We start from the raw sequence: 22,122 nt of genomic DNA, 5'->3' as shown, positions 1-22,122 counted from the left end.
ATCTGGAGTGAAATCATGGAAAACCGAAGGAAACCTGCGTCTCTCGCCGCCACGCTCGACATAAACTGCGACTGCAAAGAAGCCGTGTAATGTGGAGCTCCACATTACACATATTCGCGGGGCGTGATGTCGACGCGAATGTCATTCCACTCCTCGGTCGGAACTTCGGCCAAGCGCCGTTCCATCAGCGCCTCGCCGGTCGAGACGATCTGGATGACCGCGGAATGCCCGGCCTCCAGGTCCGCCGCGATCGAGCGGATCAACGTCGGCGTCTTCATCGATGTTAGCAGATGACCGAAGAAACGCTGCTTGGCGCTTTCGAAGGCGGAGCGCGCGGCGGATTTGGCCTGGCGGTTCAACGTCCCGGTCGAGCCGGTGATGTTGGCCGCCTGCATGGCCGCATCGAGATGGTTGTGGATGATGGCGAAGGCGCCGGCATAAGCATCGTAGATGCGCCGCTGCTCGGCGGTCAGCTCGTGCTCGACCAGCTCATATTCGACGCCGTCGAACGACAGCGATCGGGCGGTGTAGAGGCCGAGCGCGCGAAGGTCGCGGGCAAGCACCTCCATCGCCGCGACGCCGCCGGCCTCGATCGCCTCGACAAACTCGGCGCGGGTCGAGAAGGGAAAATCGTCGCCACCCCACAGACCGAGGCGCTGCGCGTAGGCAAGGTTCTGGACCGTGGTGGCGCCGGTGGCGGAGACATAGACGACGCGGGCATTGGGCAAGGCGTGCTGCAGGCGAAGCCCCGCGCGCCCTTGCTGCGAGGGCGTGACATCGCCCCGTTCTCCCTTGCCGCCGCCAGCGTTCTGCATCGCGTGCGCCTCGTCGAAAATGATCACTCCGTCGAAATCGGAGCCCAACCATTCGACGATCTGCTTGACCCGCGAAACCTTCTCGCCGCGGTCGTCGGAACGCAGCGTGGCATAGGTTGTAAATAGGACGCCTTCCGGCAGAGCGATCGGCTTGCCCCGCGGGAAGCGCGAGAGCGGCGTGACCAGCAGGCGCTCCATGCCGAGTGCGGACCAGTCGCGCTGCGCATCCTCAATCAGCTTGTCGGATTTGGAGATCCAGACCGCCTTGCGCCGGCCCTGCATCCAGTTGTCGAGCACGATGCTGGCCGACTCGCGCCCCTTTCCGACGCCGGTGCCGTCGCCGATGAAGAAGCCGCGGCGGAAGCGGACGACGCCGTTTGCATCATCGGCGGCGGCCGCCACGACATCGAAAGTGTCGTCGATGGTCCAGGAACCTGCGAGAAAATCGGAATGGGCTTCGCCCGCGAAGATCAGGGTTTCGAGCTGGGAGTCTGAGAGCGAGTCCATGATGGTCGCTGGCAGCGTCGGCCGATAGCTCGGCTTGGGCGGGGCGACCGAGGCCATGGCGGCGGATTGCACGAGCTTGGTGGGATGGGCCTGAGAGCCGGGAATACGGATCGTCTGCAATCCGTATTGCTCGTAGATCGCGTCGCTGAGGCGGGCGCCCTCGGCCGGGGTCCAGTCGACGGTCTCATAGGCGAGCGGCACGCCCTCGGGATCGGCGAGGCCCACGCGGGTCGCCGATGTCGCCGCGGTGCGCGCGAGATAGCCGCGAACGGTGCGCGGCGTGGCGCCGGTCGGCATGACCTGAACAGCAGGCGCGACAGCCAGGCGCGGCGGCACATGCTCGGCGATCCACGTCATCAGCGTGGCGATGTCGGGAGCGGTGCCGGGGGACGCCGGAAATGCGGATGGCTCGTCGGCCGGGATCTTGTCGATCACGGTCAGCCGGGTTTCGACGGTCGTGCCGTGCTTGGCATAGACTGAGCCATGGACGGCGGCGGTGAACACGACGCGGCCCCTCTCCTGCAGGCGGACGAAGGCGTCGCGCCAGGCCGGTATGTCGGGGCCGAAATTCGCGCCGGTGATCGCGACCAGGCGCCCGCCATCGGCGAGCCGCGCGAGCGCGGATGCGAGATGGCGATAGGCTGCGTCGGCGACACGCCCCTCGACATTGGCGAGGACCGAGAATGGCGGGTTCATCACCACGATTGTTGGGACGGTCGCCGGGTCGAGATGATCGTCGATCTGGGCTGCGTCGAAGCGGGTCACGGGAATGGCCGGAAAGAGGGAGGAGATGAGTGCGGCCCGGGTTTCGGCGAGTTCGTTGAGGACAAGCGTGCCGCCGGCGATCTCGGCGAGGATGGCGAGCAGGCCGGTGCCGGCCGATGGTTCGAGCACGCGATCGGCGGGTGTGATGGCGGCCGCAGTGATCGCGGCCAGGCCGAGCGGGATCGGCGTCGAGAATTGCTGGAAGGCCTGCGCCTCCTCGGAGCGGCGCGTGTGGGTGGGCAGAAGTCCCGCGATCTTGCCGAACAGAGGAACCGCCGCAGCCGGAGACCCGGCTTTGCGCAAAAGCGCCTTTCCGTATTTGCGGAGCATGAGGACGGTTGCGGCTTCGCAGGCGTCATAGGCGTCCTTCCAGTCCCAGGCGCCGGCAGTATCGGACGCGCCGAAGGCGGTCTCCATGGCGGTGCGCAAGACCGCGGCGTCGATGCGCTCGCCGCGCTCGATGTGAGGAAGGAGGAGAAGTGCCGCGGCATGGATGGCGGCAGCGTCGGTCGGCTGATCGGCGGCGGTCGGCAGCGCCGCCGCAAGGGTGTGAGCATTCATGGGAGACGTCCTCGGGAGAGCGGAGCGGGAAAGCCCGCCGGCGCTCTCTCTCGGACCGGACGGGCTCAAACCCGTCCCGGCCTTCCTCTCGCTCTCAAGGGGCGCGGCCCGGCCGCGCCATCAAGCGACAGACAATGGTCTCGATGATGTCAGGCACCATCGCCGCCATCGATCACCTCGGCGAGCCAACCGTTGGTATAGATCCACGCCACAGTTTCGCCGGTCGCGAGATCGAGGACATGCGCGCCGCCACCGAAGCCATCGAGACGCGGCCGGGAGCAGGTGTTGGCGTACTGAAAGCCCCATCGGCCGGTGAGGTGGAATTCGGCGGCGCAGCGTATGACGAACTGGATCAGCCGTTCGGGATCGCCGGTGACATCGTCGCGCATCCAGAGTTTGGAGCCGCCATGCTCGGGCTGGATGGACAGGAGGAAGCCATCGGACGGCGGTTCCTCGGATGCTCCGTCCTCGGACAGTTGGTTGTAGAGATCGAGCGCGCGGGCTGCGGTCTCGGGCGTGCCGACATCGAGCAGGCATGAGAAATGGGTGAAATAGTCGGCCATGAGGCCACTCCCGGAGAGCAGGGAACGGGAGAGCCGGCAGGCGCTCTCTCCTCCATGTCCGGCTCGCCACGTCCGGGCCAAACTCTCCCTCTCGATCGGCGCGCATGAAAAAAGCCCGACGCCCCCGAAGGGACGCCGGGCTCGTCAAGTCAGATGAGGACCGCCGTCACTCCGCGGCGGCGAGGTGCCGTTCCTCCTCATCATCGGTGTTGGTCTCCTCGTCATCGCCGTCGAGGAAGTCCGGCAACGCCTCGTCGCCCTCGCCAGAGTCCGCCTCGGTGCTTTCGGCATCGGCGCCGGAATTGCGCAGCGGTTCGGGCAGCCAGCCCGTCTCGGCGAGGAGACGTTCGGCTTCGGTCGCCATGTCGCCCTTCTTCAGATGTGCGATGAGTTGGGCGGCGCGCTCGCCGGCGCCTTCACGCACCGCTTCGAGGATGCGGGGCTTGGTGACGCGGCCGAGATAGTTGGCGACGGTCGGCCGCCACCCGGCTTCGGCCATGTCGAGCCCGACCGCCAGCGACAGGCGATCGGCTTCGGCGATGCGCTGTTCGACACTATGCGCCGAGACACGGCCACCGTAGCGATCGGCCCGCTCATAAAGCGCATTGACGCCGAACGAAGCGCAATGGGCGAAGAGTTCGGCCTGTTCGGGGCCAGTCAGTGCGGCCAGCCCATCCCAGAGATCAGCGACTTTGGCCGGGAGCCGTTTGCGCCAGCTATCGTGCCGGGCCTCGATCGCCTTGGCATAGACGCTGTCACGAAGCCCTTCGGGCTGCGAATGGAAGGTCGTGCCCCGCACGCTGACCTCCATCGCGAAGCCGTACTGGCTGCCGCCGTAGAACACGTCCTGGCAGAACTTGTGCAGGACGGCGACGAAGGCGACCGAGGGATCGGTGGCGAGCTTGTCGCGGAGCGCGAGGGTGCGATCGGCGGTCAGCTCCGTGATCAGTCGATCGGGGAGCGGCTTGATCGTGTCGTCCTCGTCCTCCTCCTCGGGCTCGGCAGGTTTGCCGCAGATGGTGATGACCGCGCGCTGGACCGAAGGCGACGCCGGATAGTCAGCGTCATCGTCGCCGCCATCCTGCTCTTCACCCTCGCCATCGCCCGCCTGGTTGGCGATCTCGTCCTCGGGTCGGACATAGCCGCGGTCGATCGACAGCGTGCCGTCGGCGTCCAGGCTGACGAAGACCCCGGCGATCGCGATGTCGGCGGGTTCGTAGTGGACCGGCCGCTCGTCGAAGCTGGCGAGCGCGGTTTCGATTTCGCCAAGGCGCTGATCGATCTCGTCCGGCAACTCGTCGGCGTTCTCATATTCGGCCTCCAGCTTGGCGCACTCGGCGTTGAGCGCCTCGATGGTCGCCTGTTCGTCAGCCGTCAGGTCGAGCGGCGTGCCCACGATCTCGCGCAGGCCGTGGGTGGCGCCATAGGGGAAGCTCATCGCCACCTCGATCCATTTCCAGCCTTCGCCGGCGATCGCTTCGGCGGAGGCTTTCAGCTTGTCGGCGACCAGGCGATCGAGCAGCGCAGGATCCTGCAGCCAGCCGCCGTCGTCATCCTGGAAGAGATCGCGCAGCACGCAGCCGCCGTTGGTTTCATAGGCATCGATGCCGACGAATACGGCCCGCTTGTCGGATGCGCGGACGGCGGTCTCGGTCAGCATGCGCCGGATCTGGTAGGGTTCCCTCTGCCAGCTATTGCGAACCGACTCCCAGACCTGCTCCTGACGCGCATGATCGTTGGTGACGGTGAAGGCCATGAGCTGTTCGAGCGTGATGCCGTCCTCGGCATAGATATCGAGCAATGACGGCGAGACGGCCGCGAGGCGAAGCCGCTGCTTCACGACCTGGACGGACGCGAAGAATGCAGCCGCAATCGCCTCCTCGGTCATGCCCTTCTCGCGCATCGCCTGGAACGCGCGGAACTGGTCGAGAGGATGCAGCGGGGCGCGTTCGATATTCTCGGCCAGCGACACCTCGTCGACGAGGATGTCGGCATTGGCGTCCGACACCACGCACGGCACCTTGGAGGTCTTGGTGAGGCGCTTCTGCTTGACGAGGAGCTGCAGCGCGCGGAAGCGACGCCCGCCCGCCGGCACTTCGTACATGCCGGTTTCCTGGCCGTCGGCATCGAGCACCGGCCGGACGTGGAGGGACTGGATGAGACCGCGCCGGGTGATCGACTCGGCCAGCTCGTCGATCGAGACGCCAGCCTTGACGCGGCGGACGTTCGACTGGCTCAGCACCAGCTTGTTGAAGGGGATGTCCTGCGCCGACGACAGGGTGATCTTCTGAATGGCAGTTGCCATGAGACTTACTCCGCGACGGGCGCCGAAAGCCTCTCTCTCGACCCTAAACCCGTCACGAAGCGAAGCACCGCCCTCTCACTCTAGGAGGGCAGCGACACCATCAAACGCCATCGGTAAGGTCACTGCCAGAACCGGCGATGATCCCGCGCCAGTCCTTCGTATTCGCCCATGACGGCTTGATGCCGCCCTAGAAATTCGAGCGCGGTTCGATGCCGAGGAAGCGGATCATGTTGTCGGGCGCGACGAAGTTGACACCCGAACCCAAGCTGCGGTCGCCTGTTGCGACGAGGCGGCGGAAAATCGCTACCTTGTCAGGATGCATGGGGGCGCCGCCCCACACAGCGTCCTGTACATATCGCGCGATGAAACCGGCGAGGACGTCGGCGACCTGAATGCCGATAGAATCGTGCGATCGCTGGAATTGCAGGTCGGCCGCCTGCGAGAATTCGAAGTCGGCCGTCTGCAGGGGCAATTTCACGCCAAGCTGCGCCAGGTCCTCTGCGAGCTTCTTGTTGTGCAGAAGAATGTCTCCGAACTGCAATTGCTCGTCGTGGAACAGCGTCACGCCGGAAACCTGCTTTCGCGCGAAGCGATTGATCCGGGCGTAGATGTTGGTGAACGATGTCAGGTTCGGCAGAACCCAGAGCAGCTTCCCGGCGGGATTCTTGTCGGGAATCGGTAATGCCCGCTCGACGGCCTTGGCTTTCGGCAGCTTGCGGAAGTCCTTCAAGCTGTCGCGCGCAAAACGGATGATCCCCGCCGCCACGTCAGTAGGCGGAACTCCGCTTCCCTGCGCCCACCGAATTATTTGCTTGTAAAGTTCGCGTATTTCCGCGTGGTCTCTGCTTTGGCAACATGCGGCAAAGGCGTGAGCCAGCTCGGGAGGTGCATATAGCGCCATGTAGTTCGCCATAACGCCCTTCATCCAAAGGGCGCCAGGTTGAGTGTCGCATTCCCCCACATAGGGCACCACCATTCGCTCGATGATGTTCACGACAACGAAGAAGTGCTTGTCGACAAGCTCGATAAAGATTGGGGCGCGGCGCGTCTCAAGGAGGTCCAGAAGATCAAAGATGAAGCGCGGCTTGTCATAAGCCTGTTTTGATTTGAGCTCCGACGACTGGATGCGGTGCGCCTTTTTTAGTGCGCCCAATTTATCGGTGAAGTCCTGGTCGAGCGTGCAGCCGAATGCAGCCAAGGCGAACATGCGCTGTTCGACGAAGTAGGAGTCGATTTTGACCGTGCTCAGGTCGCCGGTATTGCCGCTTTCATCGATGTAATATTCCGCAGGCGCCTGCTCTAGCATTCTGTATCCAGTCGCTCGTTTGGCGATTGTGCTCCATGCCGCACCACTGAATAGGTGACCTGGATCTGGGCCACAAGACAGCCCGGAAACAGTATGGCTAGGGGACGCAAAGCCGGAGACACGGACAACCGCATCTCCGGCATTGCGGGGATCAGGCGGCGCGATCGAGCAGCTTCTTGGCCTTGCCTTCGAGCTCGAGCCGCGCGTCCTGGTGGGGCTTGTCGCGCGCGACGGCGGTGATGCCCTGGACGAAATCGAAGATGCTTTCCGGCGGGCGGCCTTCCTCGGCCAGCACCGCGTCGATGATTTTGCCCGTCTCGGCTTTCGAGAAGCCGCGGCGGCGCAGGAATTCGGTGCGCTCTTCGTCCTTGTGCGCGACGATGCGTTCGCGCGCCGCCTTGATGCCGGTGATGAACGGCTGCGGTGAGGAGTCCGCGAAGCTGAGCAAGGCCGGCGCCGCCTCATGGGCGAAGCGCGAAGCGGCGTATTTGGAATGGCGGATGGAGATCTCCTCGAAATCTTCGACGCCCCACAAATTGCGATTCTGGCACACGGCCCTGAGATAGAAGGACGCGATACCAAGGGTCTTGGCGCCCACTTCGCTGTTCCAGGCATAGAAGCCCCTGAAATAGAGATCGGGCGATCCATCCGCGAGCTTGCCGGCTTCGATCGGATTCAGATCGTCGACGAGGAAAAGGAAGACGTCGCGATCGGAAGCGTAGAGCGTCGTGGTGTCCTTGGTGATGTCGACGCGCGGATTATAGACGCCGGTCGACCAGTCGAGGACACCGGGCACTTTCCAACGGGTGTCGCCGGTGCCGTTGCCGGCGATGCGCTGCACGGCTTCGACCAGCTCGTGGTCGTAGATCCGGCCGTAGTCGGGGCCGGTCACGGCGCGCAGCTCGACGCGGCCGTCGTCGGTCTCGAGGGTCTTGATCTGCTCGGCGCGGTGGGCGGTCAGCCCATATTGCAGGTTGATGCCGGCGAGCGCGGCGGGGAGCTGCCGCAGATAGGCGGCCGGCGCGCCGACCTGGCTCGCGAGCTGACCGAAACTCCAGTGCGTCGGAGCGATGGGCTTGTCGGCGCCTGGTAGGATCAGGGCAAGCCGTTCGGGATCGGTGCGGCTGGCTTCGACATGGATAAGCGCGGATTCGACAACGCGCGTTCGGCTGCGCTCGGTGCGCTCGCGGACGGTCCGGCCGAGTTCGGCGAGCGAGAGATAGCGCTCGTCGTCGGGTCGCGAGAACCACTCCGAGGAAACCCGACCGATGCGCTCGCCGCGGTTGATGTCCACCTTCCAGCCGCCACTCACGTCGCGCCGGGCATCGAGAACCTGCATGTTCATGGGATCAAACTCCATGACGGGCGCCGGAAGACTCTCTCCCGACCCTCAACCCGTCACGGAAATCCGGTCCACACTCTCACTCTAATGAGGGCGTTGCGGGGTCTCCCCGCAGAAGGGGTCGGCCGAGACCCTGGGCTCGGCCGCAGGGGAAGGCTTTCCCCTCCAGGCCCCCTCTCAATCGCTGGCCCTTCCAGTCGGTTTGGGGGAGATTGAAAACTGTCAGAAAACCGCATATATTTCTGACAGGAGAAGTGCCGTGCAACGACTGACCGAACAGATTCTGGCGCACACCGAGGGCTTGCCCGAGGGCGCTCCGATCGCGGCGAAGAGCCTGCTCCATCTCGGCAATCGCGCCGCGGTGGATCAAGCCTTGTCGCGACTGGCTGAACGTGGCCGGCTGATGCGTGCCGGGCGCGGCGTCTATCTGCGCCCGGTTTCGAGTCGGTTCGGCGTCCGCGCGCCCTCCGTCGAGAAGGCCGTCGAAGCCCTCGCGCTCCAGCGCGGCGAAACCATCGTGTCGAACGGTGCCGCGGCCGCTAACGCGCTCGGCCTCACGACACAGGTGCCGGTCCGGTCGGTCTATCTGACATCGGGCCGTAGCCGGACGATGAATCTGGGCCAGCAGGTCGTCGAGCTGCGGCATGCGCCGCGCTGGCAGTTGGCGCTGGCCGATCGGCCCGCCGGACAGGCGGTGCGAGCGCTCGCCTGGCTGGGGCCGGAAAAGGCAGAAGCCGCCTTGATGACGTTGAAGCGCAAGTTGCCGTCTTCCACGTTCGGCGAACTCGTCGCGGTCGCGCCCCAGCTACCGAGCTGGCTCGCCAGGACGGTCGGCAAAGTTGCATACGGCCGAAGGAGCCATTCTCAGGTGGGCGGCCTACCTATTTAGATTGTCCGAAATTTGTATATTTATTTCGGACAATCCACTTGGTTCGCGTCCGAAAAAGGACTACAATTTTCGGACATGAACACCGACTCGCCCGATCTGAAGAAAGCCATGCTCGAGCGCATCCGTGCGGATGCGCCACGCAAGGTCTGGACGCCCAGTGACTTCGTCGATCTCGCCTCGCGGGACGCGGTCGATAAGGCGTTGCAGCGGCTGACGAAGGTCGAAATCCTTAGGCGGATTGATCGTGGGCTCTACGATCAGCCTGGCTTCAACAAACTCACCCAGAAACCCAATCCGCCTGATCCGCGCTCAGTCATCGACGCCGTCGGGCGACGTGACCAAACCCGGATGCTTGTCGACGGCATGACCGCGGCGAACGATCTGGGCCTAACTGACGCCGTCCCCGCCAAAATCGTGGTGCACACCGACGCTCGGCGCCGCGCGATCAAGCTCGGCAACGTAACGATCACCTTCCGTCCAACCGCGGCCAGCAAGCTATTCTGGGCCGGACGACCAGCGATGCGCGTCGTCCAAGCGCTTCACTGGCTGCGCGATCTCCTGGTTCGTGAAGGAGAAAGTGATCAGGTTAGGCGCAAGCTCGCCAATCTTTTCGAAGATCCCACGGTGGGACCGCCCCTCAAAGCGGATCTCACTGCCGGTATGACAGCTCTTCCGACATGGATGTGGGTGTTTCTCAAGCCGCTCGTTGAAAGCGACGCCGGCGTTCGTCGTCGGCACGTCGATGATGATCGTGATGATGCTGATCATGATCGTCATCAACAAAGAACGGCGGACGATGCCGATGATCAGCGTCATGCTGCCGTCGCCCGGCCCAAGCGAAAGCCGCTCTCCCCGCAGAAGGCACAAACTGCCAAGCGCGGTGCAGCCCGGGCGGTGAAGACATGAATCCGGCTTTCGACGAGGTTCTCGCGGCCGGGTCGGACGCGATGTTGAGCGCCTTCGATACGACGGCGCTACGCCTCGGCACGGCGTCTCAGAATATCGAGAAGGACTTCTGGGTCTGCTGGACGCTGGATGCCTTGTTCAATGGCTTGAAAGAGGGCGGACCCCGCCTCCTCTTCAAAGGTGGAACCTCCCTGTCCAAAGGGTTTGGTTTGATCAATCGCTTCTCCGAAGACATTGATGTCACGGTGTTTCGGGACGACATCGGCGAGCCGGCGACCATCGAGGAGCTCGAAGCGCTGAGTAGCAAAAAGCGCCGGGCGCGCCTCGATGCGATCAAGGACGCCTGCCAAGCCTACATCAACGGCCCGCTGCGGGCTGAGTTGACGCAGATCCTGCAGGACCGGCTTCAGGCTGCCGGCCTCGATGCCGGCGCGGCCCGAGTGGAAGCCGATGACGCTGATCCCGACGGGCAGACGCTTCTGATCTGGTATCCCGCGGCGACGCCGCGATCGGATTATGTGCGGGCAGCGATCAAGATCGAGTCGGGCGCGAAATCCGCGCTCGATCCGAACAGCGAAGTGCCGATCAAACCCTATGTCGATGATGATCTGCCGGCGCTCGACCTGACCGTGCCGGCCGTCCGCACGGTCGATCCGGAACGTACCTTCTGGGACAAGGTTGTCATCCTCCATGGGCTGCGGCGCTGGTTCGACAAGCGCGGCGAGCTGCGCGGGGGCGGCCAACGCGTTTCCCGTCACTATTATGACCTGCACCAGCTCGCCGCGGCCCGCGTCGGCGCCGCCGCCATCGCTGATCCGGCGCTCGGTGCGGATTGCGTCGCGCACGCCCGGATGTTCTTCAATCGACCGGACTTCGATCTCGCGAGCGCTGCGCCTGGCTCGTTTGCACTCGCCCCGCATGACGCGATGATCGAGCAACTGCGCGTCGACTACAGGGCCATGCAGGGCATGATCTTTGGCGATCCACCGGATTTCGAGGCGGTGCTCGACAGCATCGGCTCGCTCGAGACGCGTCTCAACAAGAAGGGCGATACGGGAGGCGGGGCCGCGCGATGAACCAGTTGGAGGGAGCTTTCGACACCGGGCAAAAGGCAGACGCGCGTGGCGCGGGCGAAGCGATCGTAACCCCGCTGCGCAAACGCCGCCTCAGCGGCGAACTCTACGAGCGCGACCCGAAGATAGAAGCCCTCATCGCCGAATTGGCAGTCCTGCCGCGTGATGGCTTGATCGCCAGGGCGGAAATCACCAAGCGCTCGGACCCGGGCTACGTCCCGAGCGAATGTCTCGTTTACTTCATTCGCGCGAGCCGTCGCGACAACAACGAGGTGTGGTTCGAGCGCCTCTATCGGATCTTGACCGAACGGGTGCTGCGCAGTTTGCCCAGGGCGGAAAGCTCCGATGGAAAGACGGAATCGCTGACGCGCGGGGTCGTGCGCGACAAGGTGTTCGGCCGGTTCGTCGAGCTCTTTTCGGCGGACCGCGCCGCCTACGACGAAAAGGTCGACTACTTCGAGGTGCGCTTCGATGGCGCGCTAGCGAGCCTGCGGCGCGATGCGCAGGAAAAGGCCTGGCGCGACGAAAACCGTTCCCAGCCCCTCGAATATGACGAGGAGAGCGGAGAACTGTCACCGGAGGTCGAGGCGGCCGCAGGGACCCACGATCCCTTCGCCGTGTCGGATTTCGACGACCCGTCTTACCGGTCGCGCCTGGATGCAGCGATTGAAGCTCTACCGACAGAACAAAGCAGGATCATTCACATGTTGAGACAGGGCTTCCCCATCGACTCCAAGGAGCCGGACGTCATGACCATCGCCAAGGCTTTGGGCCGCTCCGAAAAGACCGTCCGAACCTACCGCGACAAGGCCTTCGCCGCCCTGCGAGCTGCCATGGCCGACGGAGACGAGCGGTGAGCCCCGGCGGCGGACGTCCATCCCGCGAGGCCGTGCTCGACGCGTTCGCGGTCGAGAGCGAGCCTGGCCGGTCGACCTTGGAACGCTATCTGCGGCTATACCCGGAATATGCCGGGGAGCTCATCGACCTCTCGCGCGAACTCAGCCGCGAGGCTTATGAAGATGCCGCACCCCTCTCTGCTACCGATCGGGCGCTGATCGACGCTGCCTGGTCGCAACACGCGAAGGTTATGCCGGCGGCAGCAGCCGACCCTTTCGCGGCGCTGACGGTCGATGACTGGCGCGCCGTCGCGCAGCGTCTGGACGTGCCCCGGCAGGTCGTGACCGCACTGCGCGAACGGCGGGTCTCTCTCGTCAGTATCCCGCGACGCTTCCTGGCGATATTGGCGGATGCGATGCGCAGCTCTGTCGCACAGTTGGAGTCGTCCTGGGGGCCAGCGCACCTGATTGTCGCGCGCAGCTATAAGGCCGACAGCAAACCGGTGGCCGGCGAGCAGGTCACCTTCGAGCAAGTGCTGATCGATGCCGGCGTCCCGGCCGAGAAGCGCGCCCGGCTGTTGGCGGAGGCGGACTGACATGGACAGTGTGGAGCTCGCCAGGCAAGTCGCCGCCGAGCTTCACGCTCGCCTCGTTGCATCCGGCGCCGATCCCTGGTCGCCCTATGACTTTGCTGTCGCCGAGGCCAAGCGGCGGGGGATTGATGTCGAACGGACTGCCGCCGGCGCAGCCGTCCTCAATGGCGGCCGCGCGACTTTCGTCGCCGCCGACGATCTGATTCTTCACGAGAATATGGGCTCTCCGTTCGAGCAAGCTTTCCTCGTGGCGCATGAGATCGGCCATGTCGAGCTGGGCGACGATCCTGGTGGCGAAGCGGCGCCGATGATTGATCCGGCACGCCCGGCCGAGCCCTCACCAGTCGGAATGGATCGGGTTGTCGATTATGGACGCCGGCAACGCCGCGAAGTCCAGATGGACCTGTTCGCGCGCGAACTGCTGCTTCCGCGCACCGTCGCGCGGGCGCTCCATGTCGACCAAGGGCTCGCCGCGTCCGCCATCGCCGCGAAGCTCGGCGCGCCGTTCGAGGTCGTCGCGCAGCAGTTGTTCGATGCTTTGCTGCTGCCGCCCGTGCCTCCCGCCGCGACTGCGGCGCATGTCGAACGGCCGCTCAATCCGCTGCAAGCGGCCGCTGCGGCGCATCGCGGCGAAGCCTATCTGCTTGAGGCGGGGCCTGGCACCGGCAAGACGCAGACGCTGATCGCGCGCGTCGAGGGCCTTCTAGGCGAGGGCGTCGATCCACGGCGCATACTGCTGTTGACCTTTTCGAACAAGGCAGCGGGCGAGATGGCCGAGCGGATCGCGCGCAAGCGGCCCGAGGCTGCGGCCGCGATGTGGATCGGCACGTTCCATGCCTTCGGCCTCGATATCATCCGTCGTTTCCATGCGGAGCTCGGCCTGCCGAAGGACCCGCGGATGATGGACCGGACCGAAGCGGTCGAACTCCTCGAGGGGGAGTTCCCGCGGCTTAGGCTCGCGTACTACCGCAATCTTTACGATCCGACCCAGATCATTGCCGACATGTTGGCCGCCGTATCGCGGGCGAAGGATGAGGTGGTCGACGCCGAAACCTACGCCGCGCTCGCCGACGCCATGCAGGCGAAAGCCCAGGACTCGGATGCGCGCGAGGCGGCGGAACGCGCCGGCGAGGTTGCCCGCGTCTACGCGGCCTACGAACAGCTCAAGCGCAACGCGCATTGCATCGACTTCGGCGATCTTGTCGCCTTGCCGGTGCAACTGCTCGAAAAGGAGGCGGCCATCTGCGCGGCGCTGCAGGCGCAATATGATCATGTCCTGGTGGATGAGTATCAGGACGTGAACCGCAGCAGCGTGCGGCTGCTGAGCGCACTGCGGCCCGACGGCCGCAATCTCTGGATGGTCGGCGACGCCAAGCAGTCGATCTACCGGTTTCGCGGTGCCTCATCCTTCAACATAACCCGGTTCGGCAAGGAGGACTTCGCCGGTGGCAATCGCGGTCGATTGAAGCGTAATTATCGTTCGGTGCCGGAGATTGTCGCCAGCTTCTCCAGTTTCGCGATCACGATGCGCGCCGGCGATGCGGATAGTGGCCTCGACGCGGACCGCGACGCCAATGGACATAGGCCCGAGTTGCGCACGGTCCAGCGCGCCGAGCAGCAGCAGGTCGCCCTGGCCGACGCTATCGAGGAGCTGCGGCGTGACGGCTACGCCTATCGTGACCAGGCGGTCCTGTGCACCGGCAACGAAAAGCTGTCGACGATCGGGCAGGACCTGGAACGGCTCGGCGTGCCGGTCCTCTTCCTGGGAAGTCTGTTCGAGCGGGGTGAGGTCAAGGATCTCCTGGCTCTCCTCTCGATCCTGGTCGATCGGCGCGCCATGGGCCTGGTGCGCATTGCCTGCTGGCGAGACTTCGCCACCTCCTTTGCCGATGTGGTCGCGGTCTTCGACCATCTGCGGGCGGCCGAGCACGCGCCGGCGGGCTGGCTGCGGCATGGCGAGGCGATCCCCGGTTTGAGCGACAGGGGGCGGCAGACCGTTGCCAAGCTCGCGACTGCGCTCGATGGTTTCGATCAGACGGCCTCGCCCTGGACCGTGCTCGCGACGCTGTTGCTCGATCGCACACGCATCGCCGCGCGCCTGGGCGCGTCGGAGGATCTCGCCGACCGCACACGGGGCATCGCGATCTGGCAATTCCTCAACTTTGTGCGGGTACAACCGGCCGGACGCGGGCTGCCCATCACGCGCCTGCTCGATCGTGTGCGCAGGCTCGTGCGGCTCGGCGACGACCGCGACCTGCGCCAATTGCCGGCGGCCGCCCAGCATCTCGACGCCGTGCGGCTGATGACCATCCATGGCGCCAAGGGCCTAGAGTTCGGTGGCGTCCATATTCCTGGGCTTAACAGCGACACGATCCCACGCACGCCGCCGGCGCCGCCCTGTCCGGCGCCCGACGGGATGATCGCGGGGGCGGAGGGCAGTGCGCTGGAGGCGTTCCGCGCAGGTCAGGCCGAGGAGCAGGAGTGCCTATTTTACGTGGCGCAGTCGCGCGCCCGCGATCGCCTGATCCTTTATGCGCCGACCGAGAAGAGTAACGGCCACAACCGACCGCTTTCGCCATTCCTCGACCGTCTCGGGGCGACCTTAACACGCCGTTCGCTCGTGCCGGCACGGCCGCTTCCCGTGGCCGCGGAAGCTCGGGATATCGATTTGGTGGTCGACGGACGGCTGCGGTTAGGCGCCCCGCAGATCGCTCTTTATGAATCCTGCCCGCGTCGCTTCTTCTACACGCATGTCCTGCAGGTCGGCGGCCGGCGAACCGCGACCGCCTTCATGCATCTGCATGAGGCGGTTCGCGTGGTGGTCGAGGCGGTGATCGCGTCGGATGGACCCGTGTCCGAGCAGGCGCTGCAAGATCGCATCGATGCGGCGCTCGCCGGCGAGGGGCTCGGCGAGCACGGCTATCGCGCGGAATTCCGCGATCTGGCGCTGGCAATGCTGCGCTTCTTCCTGGCGAACCGCGCCGAAGCAGTCCCCGAAGCGCCGGTCGCGCTCAGCCTCAGTTTCGGCGGCGAGGAGATCATCGTTCGGCCGGACGAGGTGCTGGTGCGGCCGGACGGCATCCGCGCCGTGCGCCGCATTCGCACGGGTCACATGCGGTCGGCCGAGGGCAAGGATGTCGGCGCGGCGGCGCTGATGCTGGCGGTCAGGCAGTCCTTTCCCGGCGCGGTCGCAGAGCTCGTCCATCTTTCCGACGGCGAGGCACATGCGCTTGCCTTGTCCGATCGGGAGCTGAAGGGGCGCAAGGACAAGCTCGCAAAGTTTCTCGGCGACATCCGCGCCGGACGGTTTCCGGCCGAGGTTTCGTCGCGCACCTGCCCGAACTGCCCGGCCTTCTTCATCTGCGGGCAGACCCCCGACGGCCCCTTGCAAAAAAAGTTCGTCTGACCTTACCGGTCGGCCTCCCTCGCTCCGATTGGACCCTTAGAGCCGCGGCGCTGCCTCGGCCGAACCTAAGGACCCAATCTTATGAACACCGAAGAACTTCTTGATTACGACGATCTCGGCAACGCCCTGCGCGAAGGCCGGGCGTTGCGTCCGGCGCGGGGGTATCGCTTTCTCCTCGCGCAGGGCGATCTCAACTTCCAGTCCCGTGTGGTGAGCGATCCCGTGCCGCTCGGCCGCCAGTTGCTGGAAGCCGCGGCACTCGACCCGCGGGACGGTTACAGCCTCATCGCGATCCTGCCCTCGGGCGATTTCGAGGATGTGAGGCTCAACGAGCCGTTCGACCTGCGTGAGCGCGGCGCCGAGCGGTTCATCGCCTTCCAGACCGACCGCGACTTCAAGCTGACCCTCAACGACCACGAGCTGCTCTGGGGCAAGCCGGTCATCAGCGGCACGGTGCTCTACGGCCTCGCCAAGCCCGGCGAGGGGGAGGCCGTCTTCCTCGAGGTTCCCGGCGGTGAAGATCGCCTGATCGAGCATGGCGAGCTGATCGATCTGGTCCAGCCCCGCATCGAGCGGTTCATCACCGCGCGGCTGACGTTCGAGATCATCGTCAATTCGCGGCCGCGCACGGTGAACGCCCGCACGGTGACGTTCGAACAGATCGTCCAGCTCGCCTTCCCGGGCCAGCACGAACCCAACGTCGTCTTCTCGATGACCTATCGGCACGCGGCGTCGACGCCGCCCGCCGGTGAGCTCGGGGTTGGCGGCTCCGTCGACGTCAAGAAGAAGGGCACGGTGTTCAATGTCACGCGCACTGTTCAGTCGTAATCCGGACCTCAAGCGGCTGCGGGACGAAGGCTACTTCGTCCAGCAGCAGGGCGGGTATCTCGTTATGCGCGAGGTGCCGTATGTCGATGCGCGCCGGGAGGTGCGCATCGGCACCCTCATCTCCAGCCTCACGCTGGCCGGAGATCAGACGCGCCCGCCCGACACCCATGTCATCCACTGGGACGGCGATTTCCCGTGCCACGCCGACGGCAGGCCCATCCAGGGCATCTCGCATGCGGCCGGCGCCTTCGATCTCGGCCACGGCCTGAAGGCGACGCACAGCTTCTCCAGCAAGCCAGACGGCGGCTACTCGGACTACCACCACAAGATGACGAGCTACGCGAATATCCTCGCGGGCCCGGCCGCAGTGCTGAAGTCCGGCGCGACGCCTCGCACCTTCCGCGAACCGGAAGAGGAGGAGGACAGCGTCTTCAACTATGTCGAGACCGCCTCCGACCGTGTCGGGATCGGCGTCCTGACCGAGCGACTCGTCAACGAGCGGGTCGCCATCATCGGCGTCGGGGGGACCGGCGGCTACATCCTGGATTTCGTCGCCAAGACGCCTGTCCGGGAAATCCGGCTGTTCGACAGCGACGAGTTCCTGACCCATAACGCGTTTCGCGCGCCGGGCGCTCCGAGCCTGGAGGAATTGCGGGAAGCGCCCAAGAAGGTCGAATACCTGAAGCGCATCTACAGCCGGATGCACCGGAACATCGTGGCGCACGATGTCGCGCTCGGCGTCGACAACATTCACCTTCTCGACGGCGTCACCTTCGCGTTCCTGTCCCTCGATGCGGGTGACGCTAAGCGGCTGATCGTAGAGAAGCTCGAGGCGATCGGCGCCGCGTTCGTCGATGTTGGCATGGGGCTCGAGCTCGACGAGGGGTCGCTGGGCGGCATCCTGCGCGTCACCGCCAGTACGCCGGAGAAGCGCGATCACGCGCGGCAGCGCATTTCCTTCGTCGGCGGCGGCGCCAAGGACATCTACGCCTCCAACATCCAGGTCGCGGATCTCAACGCCCTGAATGCTGTCCTCGCGGTCGTCAAGTGGAAGAAGATTCGCGGCTTCTACCGCGACCTCGAGCGCGAGCATCACTGCACCTACACCACCGACGGCAACATGCTGATCAACGGGGATCTCGCGTGATACGGCACAAGCGACTCGAACATCGTTTCGTCGAACACATCCCTGAGCGCCTTGAGGCAGGCATTCTCTATGTTTCGATGGAATATGCCACATCAGCCCACAGCTGCTGCTGCGGTTGCGGCGAGGAGGTCGTCGCCCCCTTCACGCCGACGGACTGGAAGATGACGTTCGATGGCGAGACCGTCTCCCTTCGGCCGTCGATCGGCAATTGGACGCTGAAATGCCGGTCACACTATGTGATCGACCGCAGCAAGGTGATCGAGGCCGGCCCCTGGAGTGACGAGCAGGTCGAAGCCGAGCGTCGTCGTGACCGCGCTGCCAAAGCGCGCTTCTACGGGCAGACGCCAGCGATCGAACTTGCCGTTCAGCCCGCTCCCGTCAAGGCGGCTCCCGGCTTCTGGCGCCGCGCCTGGCGTTGGCTATCTGGCAGATCGTGACGATAGGCCCGACGGCAGGTTGCCGTCGGGCTATCCCGCTTCGGAACGCAGCGCAGCCCTAAGAGACAAATCAAGAACATCTATCAGGAGCTTACACGGTCTTCGCCGAAATCCTTGTGCAAGGAATGACCGACACACCATATATTGATGTTAGGCATGGGGCGATCTCCTAGCACGTGCGCGTCTCCACTCATGGTGGTGGGGACGTGGGCGAGCTTCTTGCGACCTCCTCCGGTGCCTGGCGAGGACAGATAGGCATCGAGAAGGAGCGTGGAGAATGGATGCTACCGAATTCAAGCCCGGCGATCTTGTGCGGGTGAAGTCAGGCGGGCCGATCATGACGGTCGAGCAGGTCGGGAAGACGGCCATGCTGGAGGAGGATGCCGTCTGGTGTGTCTGGTTCGAGAAGGTGGGCAACAAGCAGGTCGCGCGGAAAGACACGTTCGCGCCGGTCGTGCTGGAGAAGGCTGAGAAGCCACGAGCCGCGTTCTCCGTCGGCGTCGTTCGGGCGTAGCGTGGTGCCTCATGCCGTTTCGCGGCCTGTTCATCGGCATCGACCGTTATAGCTCGACCGGCATTGATGAGCTGACCTGCGCGCGTCGCGACGCGACGGCGCTGGAGGCACTGTTCTTCGACACGCTGGGCGGCAGCACAGTCTTGCTGGCAGATGCGGAGGCCACGCGGCAGCGGATTGAGGACGCATTTGCCGACCTGGCCGGCTGCGGCCCCGAGGATACGGTGGTGATCGCGTTCTCCGGCCATGGGTCGGAGACACATGAGCTCGTCACCCACGACGCGAATCCAGATGATCTCGCCGGCTCCGCGATCCCGCTCGAGCTGTTGCAGGAATGGTTCTCGCGGATACCGGCAAAGCGCCTGATCCTGTTCCTCGACTGTTGTTTTTCCGGCGGCATTGGGGCGAAGGTTCTGCACGTCGATGCGAAGCCGCGCAGCCTTTTGTCCGCCGAAGCGCGCCTGGCTCAGCTTGGCGGCGCTGGTCGGATCATCTTCACCGCCTCCGCGGCGACCGAGCCCGCCTATGAGCACCGCCGGTTCGGGCACGGCTTTCTGACCCACTTTCTGCTTGAGGCGCTATGTGGCGCCGAGGAAGTCGTGAGCGGCGGCAAGCTCTCGCTCTACCGCCTCCTCGAGCATGTCACGAGCCGCGTCCGGGCGGCCGCGCTGCAGGGCGGCAAAGAGCAGAACCCGACCATGCGCGGGAGCATCGACGGCGATGTCGCGTGGCCCGTGTTCGTGCCGGGCGCTAAGTATCGGGCGGCCTTCCCGGCGCGTCTGCCTGCCAAGGTGACGTCCGATCTTGCCAGCCTCTCGTCGGCCGGTTTCCCCGACGCGCTTGTCACCGCCTGGGCTGGAGCGATCCCGTCCTTGAATGCGCTTCAGATCTCCGCCATCACCGACTTCGGCGTGCTGGACGGCGAGAACCTGGTGGTGTCGGCCCCGACATCCTCGGGCAAGACGATGGTGGGCGAGCTCGCGGCGCTCCGGAACGTGCTGGATCGCAAACGGGCTTTGTTTCTGCTGCCGCTTAAGGCCCTTGTGGCAGACAAGCGGCGGCACTTCGAGAGCGTCTATGGCGGTTTCGGGGTCCGCACGGTGGAAGCGACGGGCGAGACGGACGACATCGCGCCTCTGCTGCGGGGCCAATACGATGTCGGTCTCCTGACCTATGAGAAGTTCGCCGCGATCGCGCTGACATTCCCTCATGTGCTGGCGCAGGTCGGCGCGATCGTGATCGACGAAGCGCAGATGATCGCCGACCGTGGCCGCGGCGCGAATCTGGAGTTCATTTTGACGCTCATCCGGATGCGCCGGCGTGAGGGGATCGAGCCCCAACTGATCGCGCTTTCGGCTGTGATCGGGGACACGAACGGCCTTGAGCAATGGCTCGGCGCGCGGCTCTTGCGGCGCACGGAGCGGCCCGTTCCGCTTGAGGAGGGCTTGTTGCTCGGCACCGGGCATTTCCGCTTTCTTGACCCGGAGAATGGCAATGAGCAGGTTGAGGGGCCGCTCGTTCGGCGTCTTGTCGGCGGCAAAGGATCCAGCCAGGATTGGATCATCCCGCTGGTGCGCAAGCTTGTCGCCGAAGGCCAGCAGGTGATCGTGTTTCGCGAAACCAAGGGCGAAGCCCGCGGCTGCGCCAACTATCTCGCAGAGTCGCTCGGATTGCCTCCGGCTGCCGAGGCGCTGACGCAGATGCCCGGCGGCGATCCCTCGCAGGCCAGCGCCGACTTGCGGAGCGCGCTGGGGCGCGGCGTCGCTTTCCACAACTCGGATCTCGACCGCGAAGAGCGGCGCGTCATCGAGGAAGAATTTCGCCGTAGCGGCTCGGGCCTGCGCGTCATCGCAGCCACGACGACGCTGGCGATGGGCGTGAACACGCCCGCGTCATCGGTCATCATCGCCGGCTTGAATCATCCCGGCGACGAGCCCTATTCGGTAGCCGAATACAAGAACCTAGTCGGTCGCGCGGGAAGGCTTGGCTTCGCCGAGAAGGGAGCTTCGTATCTGCTGGCGCTCGATCCGCGCGCCGAGCATGATCTGTGGTCGCGATACGTGACCGCGGAGCCGGAAGACTTGGTGTCCCGCTTCCTCGACGGTACAACCGACCCACGCTCCCTGATTATCCGCGTCCTAGTCGCGGCACAACGAGCGGCCGGCGAAGGCGTGCCGAGCGAGGAGATTGTCGAATTTCTGGAATCGAGCTTCGGCGCGTTCCAAGCCCGGCGCGCCCATAGCGCGTGGCAGTGGAGCCGGCCGGATCTGCTTTCGGCCCTAGCGGATTTGGAACGCCACGGCCTGGTGCAGAAGAACGCTACAGGCGCGTATGAATTGACCAAGCTGGGCCGTCTCGCTGGCGAAAGCGCGGCAGAGGTCGGGTCCATCGTCGCGCTCGTAGATTGCCTCGGCTCGCTTCAGCCCCAAGAAATCAGCGATCCCGTCCTGATTGCCGCAGCTCAAACGACGGTCGAGGTCGATCAACTCCTTTTTCCGATCAACCGAAAAAGCACGCAGAAAGAGCCTCAGCTATGGCCCAACGAGCTGCAGAGGCAGAATGTGCCGTGGCACGTCCTGAACGCGCTTCAGCGCGGGACAACAGAAGATCATCAGGCGACCCTGCGTGCGAAGAAGGCGGTCGCTTGTCTTTTGTTCGTGTCCGGTCGTGCCATGAGCGAGATCGAGCGCGTGCTGACGCAGTTCGGTGGTGCGTTTGGCGGCGCCGCCGGCCCCATACGCGCGGTCGCAGCGCGGACTTGCGATCTGATGCCGGTCGCGGCTCGCGTCGCCGAGATCCTGCACCCCACGCTCGATCTCGGTGACCGTGTGAGACGTCTGGCGATCCGGTTGACATATGGCGTGCCCAGCGCCGCCGTCGACCTCGCCCAATTCGCTGGAGCCGATTTGCTGCGGGGCGACTATTGCCGCTTGGCCGCCGCGCAGCTCTGTGAGCCCGAACAGATCGACGCCGCAACTGATGACCAAATTCTGGCATGCGTGGACAAGGACAGGCGCAAGCTTGCACTTGTCCGCGATGCGGCGAAGCGCGTTGCCAAGCGTCGGGCCGAAGCGGTGGCGCCTTCCGCCCCGATCCTTGAAGTATATGTGCCCTAAATTGCGCGCAACGGGGGCGTGAGGCGATTGCGTCAGATGCCCCCTCTGCGAGACGTTCCTGCCTCAGAAAGTCTCCAATGCTGGCGGAGCCAATGCGGCAGCGGGCGATCAAGCGGTCGAACGAGACAACGCGCCGCTACGGCTGCGCTCGGTGTGCAGGAGTGTCAGGATGGTCTGCCGGTTCGGAGCAAATGACCTGGTCGCCGATGGCGC

15 protein-coding genes and 1 pseudogene are annotated in these 22,122 nt (G+C 64.9%); 11 read left to right on the top strand and 5 right to left on the bottom strand.

The annotated features are described in order from the left end of the window. Positions 1–107 precede the first annotated feature (107 nt). The 5 genes and pseudogenes from ACP7BY_RS19950 to ACP7BY_RS19930 form a co-directional block, all read right to left on the bottom strand. Positions 108–2,648 (bottom strand): annotated as a pseudogene (locus ACP7BY_RS19950) (strawberry notch-like NTP hydrolase domain-containing protein); the annotation flags it as partial. 149 nt (positions 2,649–2,797) lie between these two features. Further along, positions 2,798–3,211 (bottom strand): hypothetical protein, encoded by a 414-nt coding sequence (locus ACP7BY_RS19945; RefSeq protein ID WP_006022619.1) that lies wholly within the window; start codon positions 3,209–3,211, stop codon positions 2,798–2,800. Between the two features lie 166 nt (positions 3,212–3,377). Continuing rightward, on the bottom strand, positions 3,378–5,516 hold the full coding sequence (locus tag ACP7BY_RS19940) for a ParB/RepB/Spo0J family partition protein (protein ID WP_006022620.1): 2,139 nt from the start codon (positions 5,514–5,516) through the stop codon (positions 3,378–3,380). A gap of 187 nt (positions 5,517–5,703) precedes the next feature. Then, positions 5,704–6,822: a DUF3800 domain-containing protein gene (locus ACP7BY_RS19935; RefSeq protein ID WP_006022621.1), complete on the bottom strand. Its 1,119-nt coding sequence runs from the start codon at positions 6,820–6,822 to the stop codon at positions 5,704–5,706. Between the two features lie 151 nt (positions 6,823–6,973). Beyond that, the gene (locus tag ACP7BY_RS19930; RefSeq protein ID WP_024338475.1) at positions 6,974–8,167 is read right to left on the bottom strand and encodes a hypothetical protein; all 1,194 of its coding nucleotides are present in this window, start codon (positions 8,165–8,167) and stop codon (positions 6,974–6,976) included. A 256-nt stretch (positions 8,168–8,423) separates the two neighbouring features. On the opposite strand from ACP7BY_RS19930, the gene ACP7BY_RS19925 reads away from it, so the two are divergent. From ACP7BY_RS19925 to ACP7BY_RS19875, 11 genes are all read left to right on the top strand, one after another. Further along, positions 8,424–9,053 carry a DUF6088 family protein gene (locus ACP7BY_RS19925; protein WP_006023614.1) on the top strand — a complete coding sequence of 210 codons (630 nt, stop codon included), beginning with the start codon at positions 8,424–8,426 and terminating at the stop codon, positions 9,051–9,053. Positions 9,054–9,128: 75 nt separating this feature from the next. Continuing rightward, on the top strand, positions 9,129–9,959 hold the full coding sequence (locus ACP7BY_RS19920; protein ID WP_006023613.1) for a DUF6088 family protein: 831 nt from the start codon (positions 9,129–9,131) through the stop codon (positions 9,957–9,959). Continuing rightward, entirely contained in the window at positions 9,956–11,035 is a 1,080-nt protein-coding gene (locus ACP7BY_RS19915) for a nucleotidyl transferase AbiEii/AbiGii toxin family protein (RefSeq protein ID WP_006023612.1), read from the top strand. The genes ACP7BY_RS19920 and ACP7BY_RS19915 overlap by 4 nt, the downstream gene beginning before the upstream one ends. Then, positions 11,032–11,889: a response regulator transcription factor gene (locus tag ACP7BY_RS19910; RefSeq protein ID WP_006023611.1), complete on the top strand. Its 858-nt coding sequence runs from the start codon at positions 11,032–11,034 to the stop codon at positions 11,887–11,889. The genes ACP7BY_RS19915 and ACP7BY_RS19910 overlap by 4 nt, the downstream gene beginning before the upstream one ends. After that, positions 11,886–12,464, top strand: a complete 579-nt coding sequence (locus ACP7BY_RS19905; protein ID WP_006023610.1) for a hypothetical protein — start codon at positions 11,886–11,888, stop codon at positions 12,462–12,464. Before ACP7BY_RS19910 ends, ACP7BY_RS19905 begins: the two co-directional genes overlap by 4 nt. 1 nt (position 12,465) lies before the next feature. Beyond that, entirely contained in the window at positions 12,466–15,867 is a 3,402-nt protein-coding gene (locus ACP7BY_RS19900; protein ID WP_006023609.1) for a UvrD-helicase domain-containing protein, read from the top strand. A gap of 81 nt (positions 15,868–15,948) precedes the next feature. Continuing rightward, on the top strand, positions 15,949–16,695 hold the full coding sequence (locus ACP7BY_RS19895; protein WP_033965417.1) for a multiubiquitin domain-containing protein: 747 nt from the start codon (positions 15,949–15,951) through the stop codon (positions 16,693–16,695). Further along, positions 16,670–17,842: a ThiF family adenylyltransferase gene (locus ACP7BY_RS19890; protein ID WP_006023607.1), complete on the top strand. Its 1,173-nt coding sequence runs from the start codon at positions 16,670–16,672 to the stop codon at positions 17,840–17,842. Before ACP7BY_RS19895 ends, ACP7BY_RS19890 begins: the two co-directional genes overlap by 26 nt. Continuing rightward, entirely contained in the window at positions 17,839–18,279 is a 441-nt protein-coding gene (locus ACP7BY_RS19885) for a DUF6527 family protein (protein ID WP_006023606.1), read from the top strand. The genes ACP7BY_RS19890 and ACP7BY_RS19885 overlap by 4 nt, the downstream gene beginning before the upstream one ends. A gap of 277 nt (positions 18,280–18,556) precedes the next feature. Next, on the top strand, positions 18,557–18,793 hold the full coding sequence (locus tag ACP7BY_RS19880; RefSeq protein WP_006023605.1) for a DUF2158 domain-containing protein: 237 nt from the start codon (positions 18,557–18,559) through the stop codon (positions 18,791–18,793). An 11-nt stretch (positions 18,794–18,804) separates the two neighbouring features. Further along, a complete protein-coding gene (locus ACP7BY_RS19875) occupies positions 18,805–21,909 on the top strand; it encodes a DEAD/DEAH box helicase (protein WP_006023604.1) in 3,105 nt (1,034 codons plus the stop codon). Positions 21,910–22,122: the final 213 nt, after the last annotated feature.

This window comes from Sphingomonas sp. PSPC2-2 (genome assembly GCF_049897725.1).
Lineage (GTDB): Bacteria > Pseudomonadota > Alphaproteobacteria > Sphingomonadales > Sphingomonadaceae > Sphingomonas.
The sequence above is the reverse complement of the archived record's forward strand: the minus strand, read 5'-3'. Positions and strand labels throughout refer to the sequence as shown.

Bases quoted from the DNA above. Each gene is read 5' to 3' on its own strand.
- ACP7BY_RS19945 (WP_006022619.1), bottom strand. From the start codon at position 3,211: ATGGCCGACTATTTCACCCATTTCTCATGCCTGCTCGATGTCGGCACG.
- ACP7BY_RS19940 (WP_006022620.1), bottom strand. From the start codon at position 5,516: ATGGCAACTGCCATTCAGAAGATCACCCTGTCGTCGGCGCAGGACATC.
- ACP7BY_RS19935 (WP_006022621.1), bottom strand. From the start codon at position 6,822: ATGCTAGAGCAGGCGCCTGCGGAATATTACATCGATGAAAGCGGCAAT.
- ACP7BY_RS19930 (WP_024338475.1), bottom strand. From the start codon at position 8,167: ATGAACATGCAGGTTCTCGATGCCCGGCGCGACGTGAGTGGCGGCTGG.
- ACP7BY_RS19920 (WP_006023613.1), top strand. From the start codon at position 9,129: ATGAACACCGACTCGCCCGATCTGAAGAAAGCCATGCTCGAGCGCATC.
- ACP7BY_RS19915 (WP_006023612.1), top strand. From the start codon at position 9,956: ATGAATCCGGCTTTCGACGAGGTTCTCGCGGCCGGGTCGGACGCGATG.
- ACP7BY_RS19910 (WP_006023611.1), top strand. From the start codon at position 11,032: ATGAACCAGTTGGAGGGAGCTTTCGACACCGGGCAAAAGGCAGACGCG.
- ACP7BY_RS19900 (WP_006023609.1), top strand. From the start codon at position 12,466: ATGGACAGTGTGGAGCTCGCCAGGCAAGTCGCCGCCGAGCTTCACGCT.
- ACP7BY_RS19895 (WP_033965417.1), top strand. From the start codon at position 15,949: ATGAACACCGAAGAACTTCTTGATTACGACGATCTCGGCAACGCCCTG.
- ACP7BY_RS19890 (WP_006023607.1), top strand. From the start codon at position 16,670: ATGTCACGCGCACTGTTCAGTCGTAATCCGGACCTCAAGCGGCTGCGG.
- ACP7BY_RS19880 (WP_006023605.1), top strand. From the start codon at position 18,557: ATGGATGCTACCGAATTCAAGCCCGGCGATCTTGTGCGGGTGAAGTCA.
- ACP7BY_RS19875 (WP_006023604.1), top strand. From the start codon at position 18,805: ATGCCGTTTCGCGGCCTGTTCATCGGCATCGACCGTTATAGCTCGACC.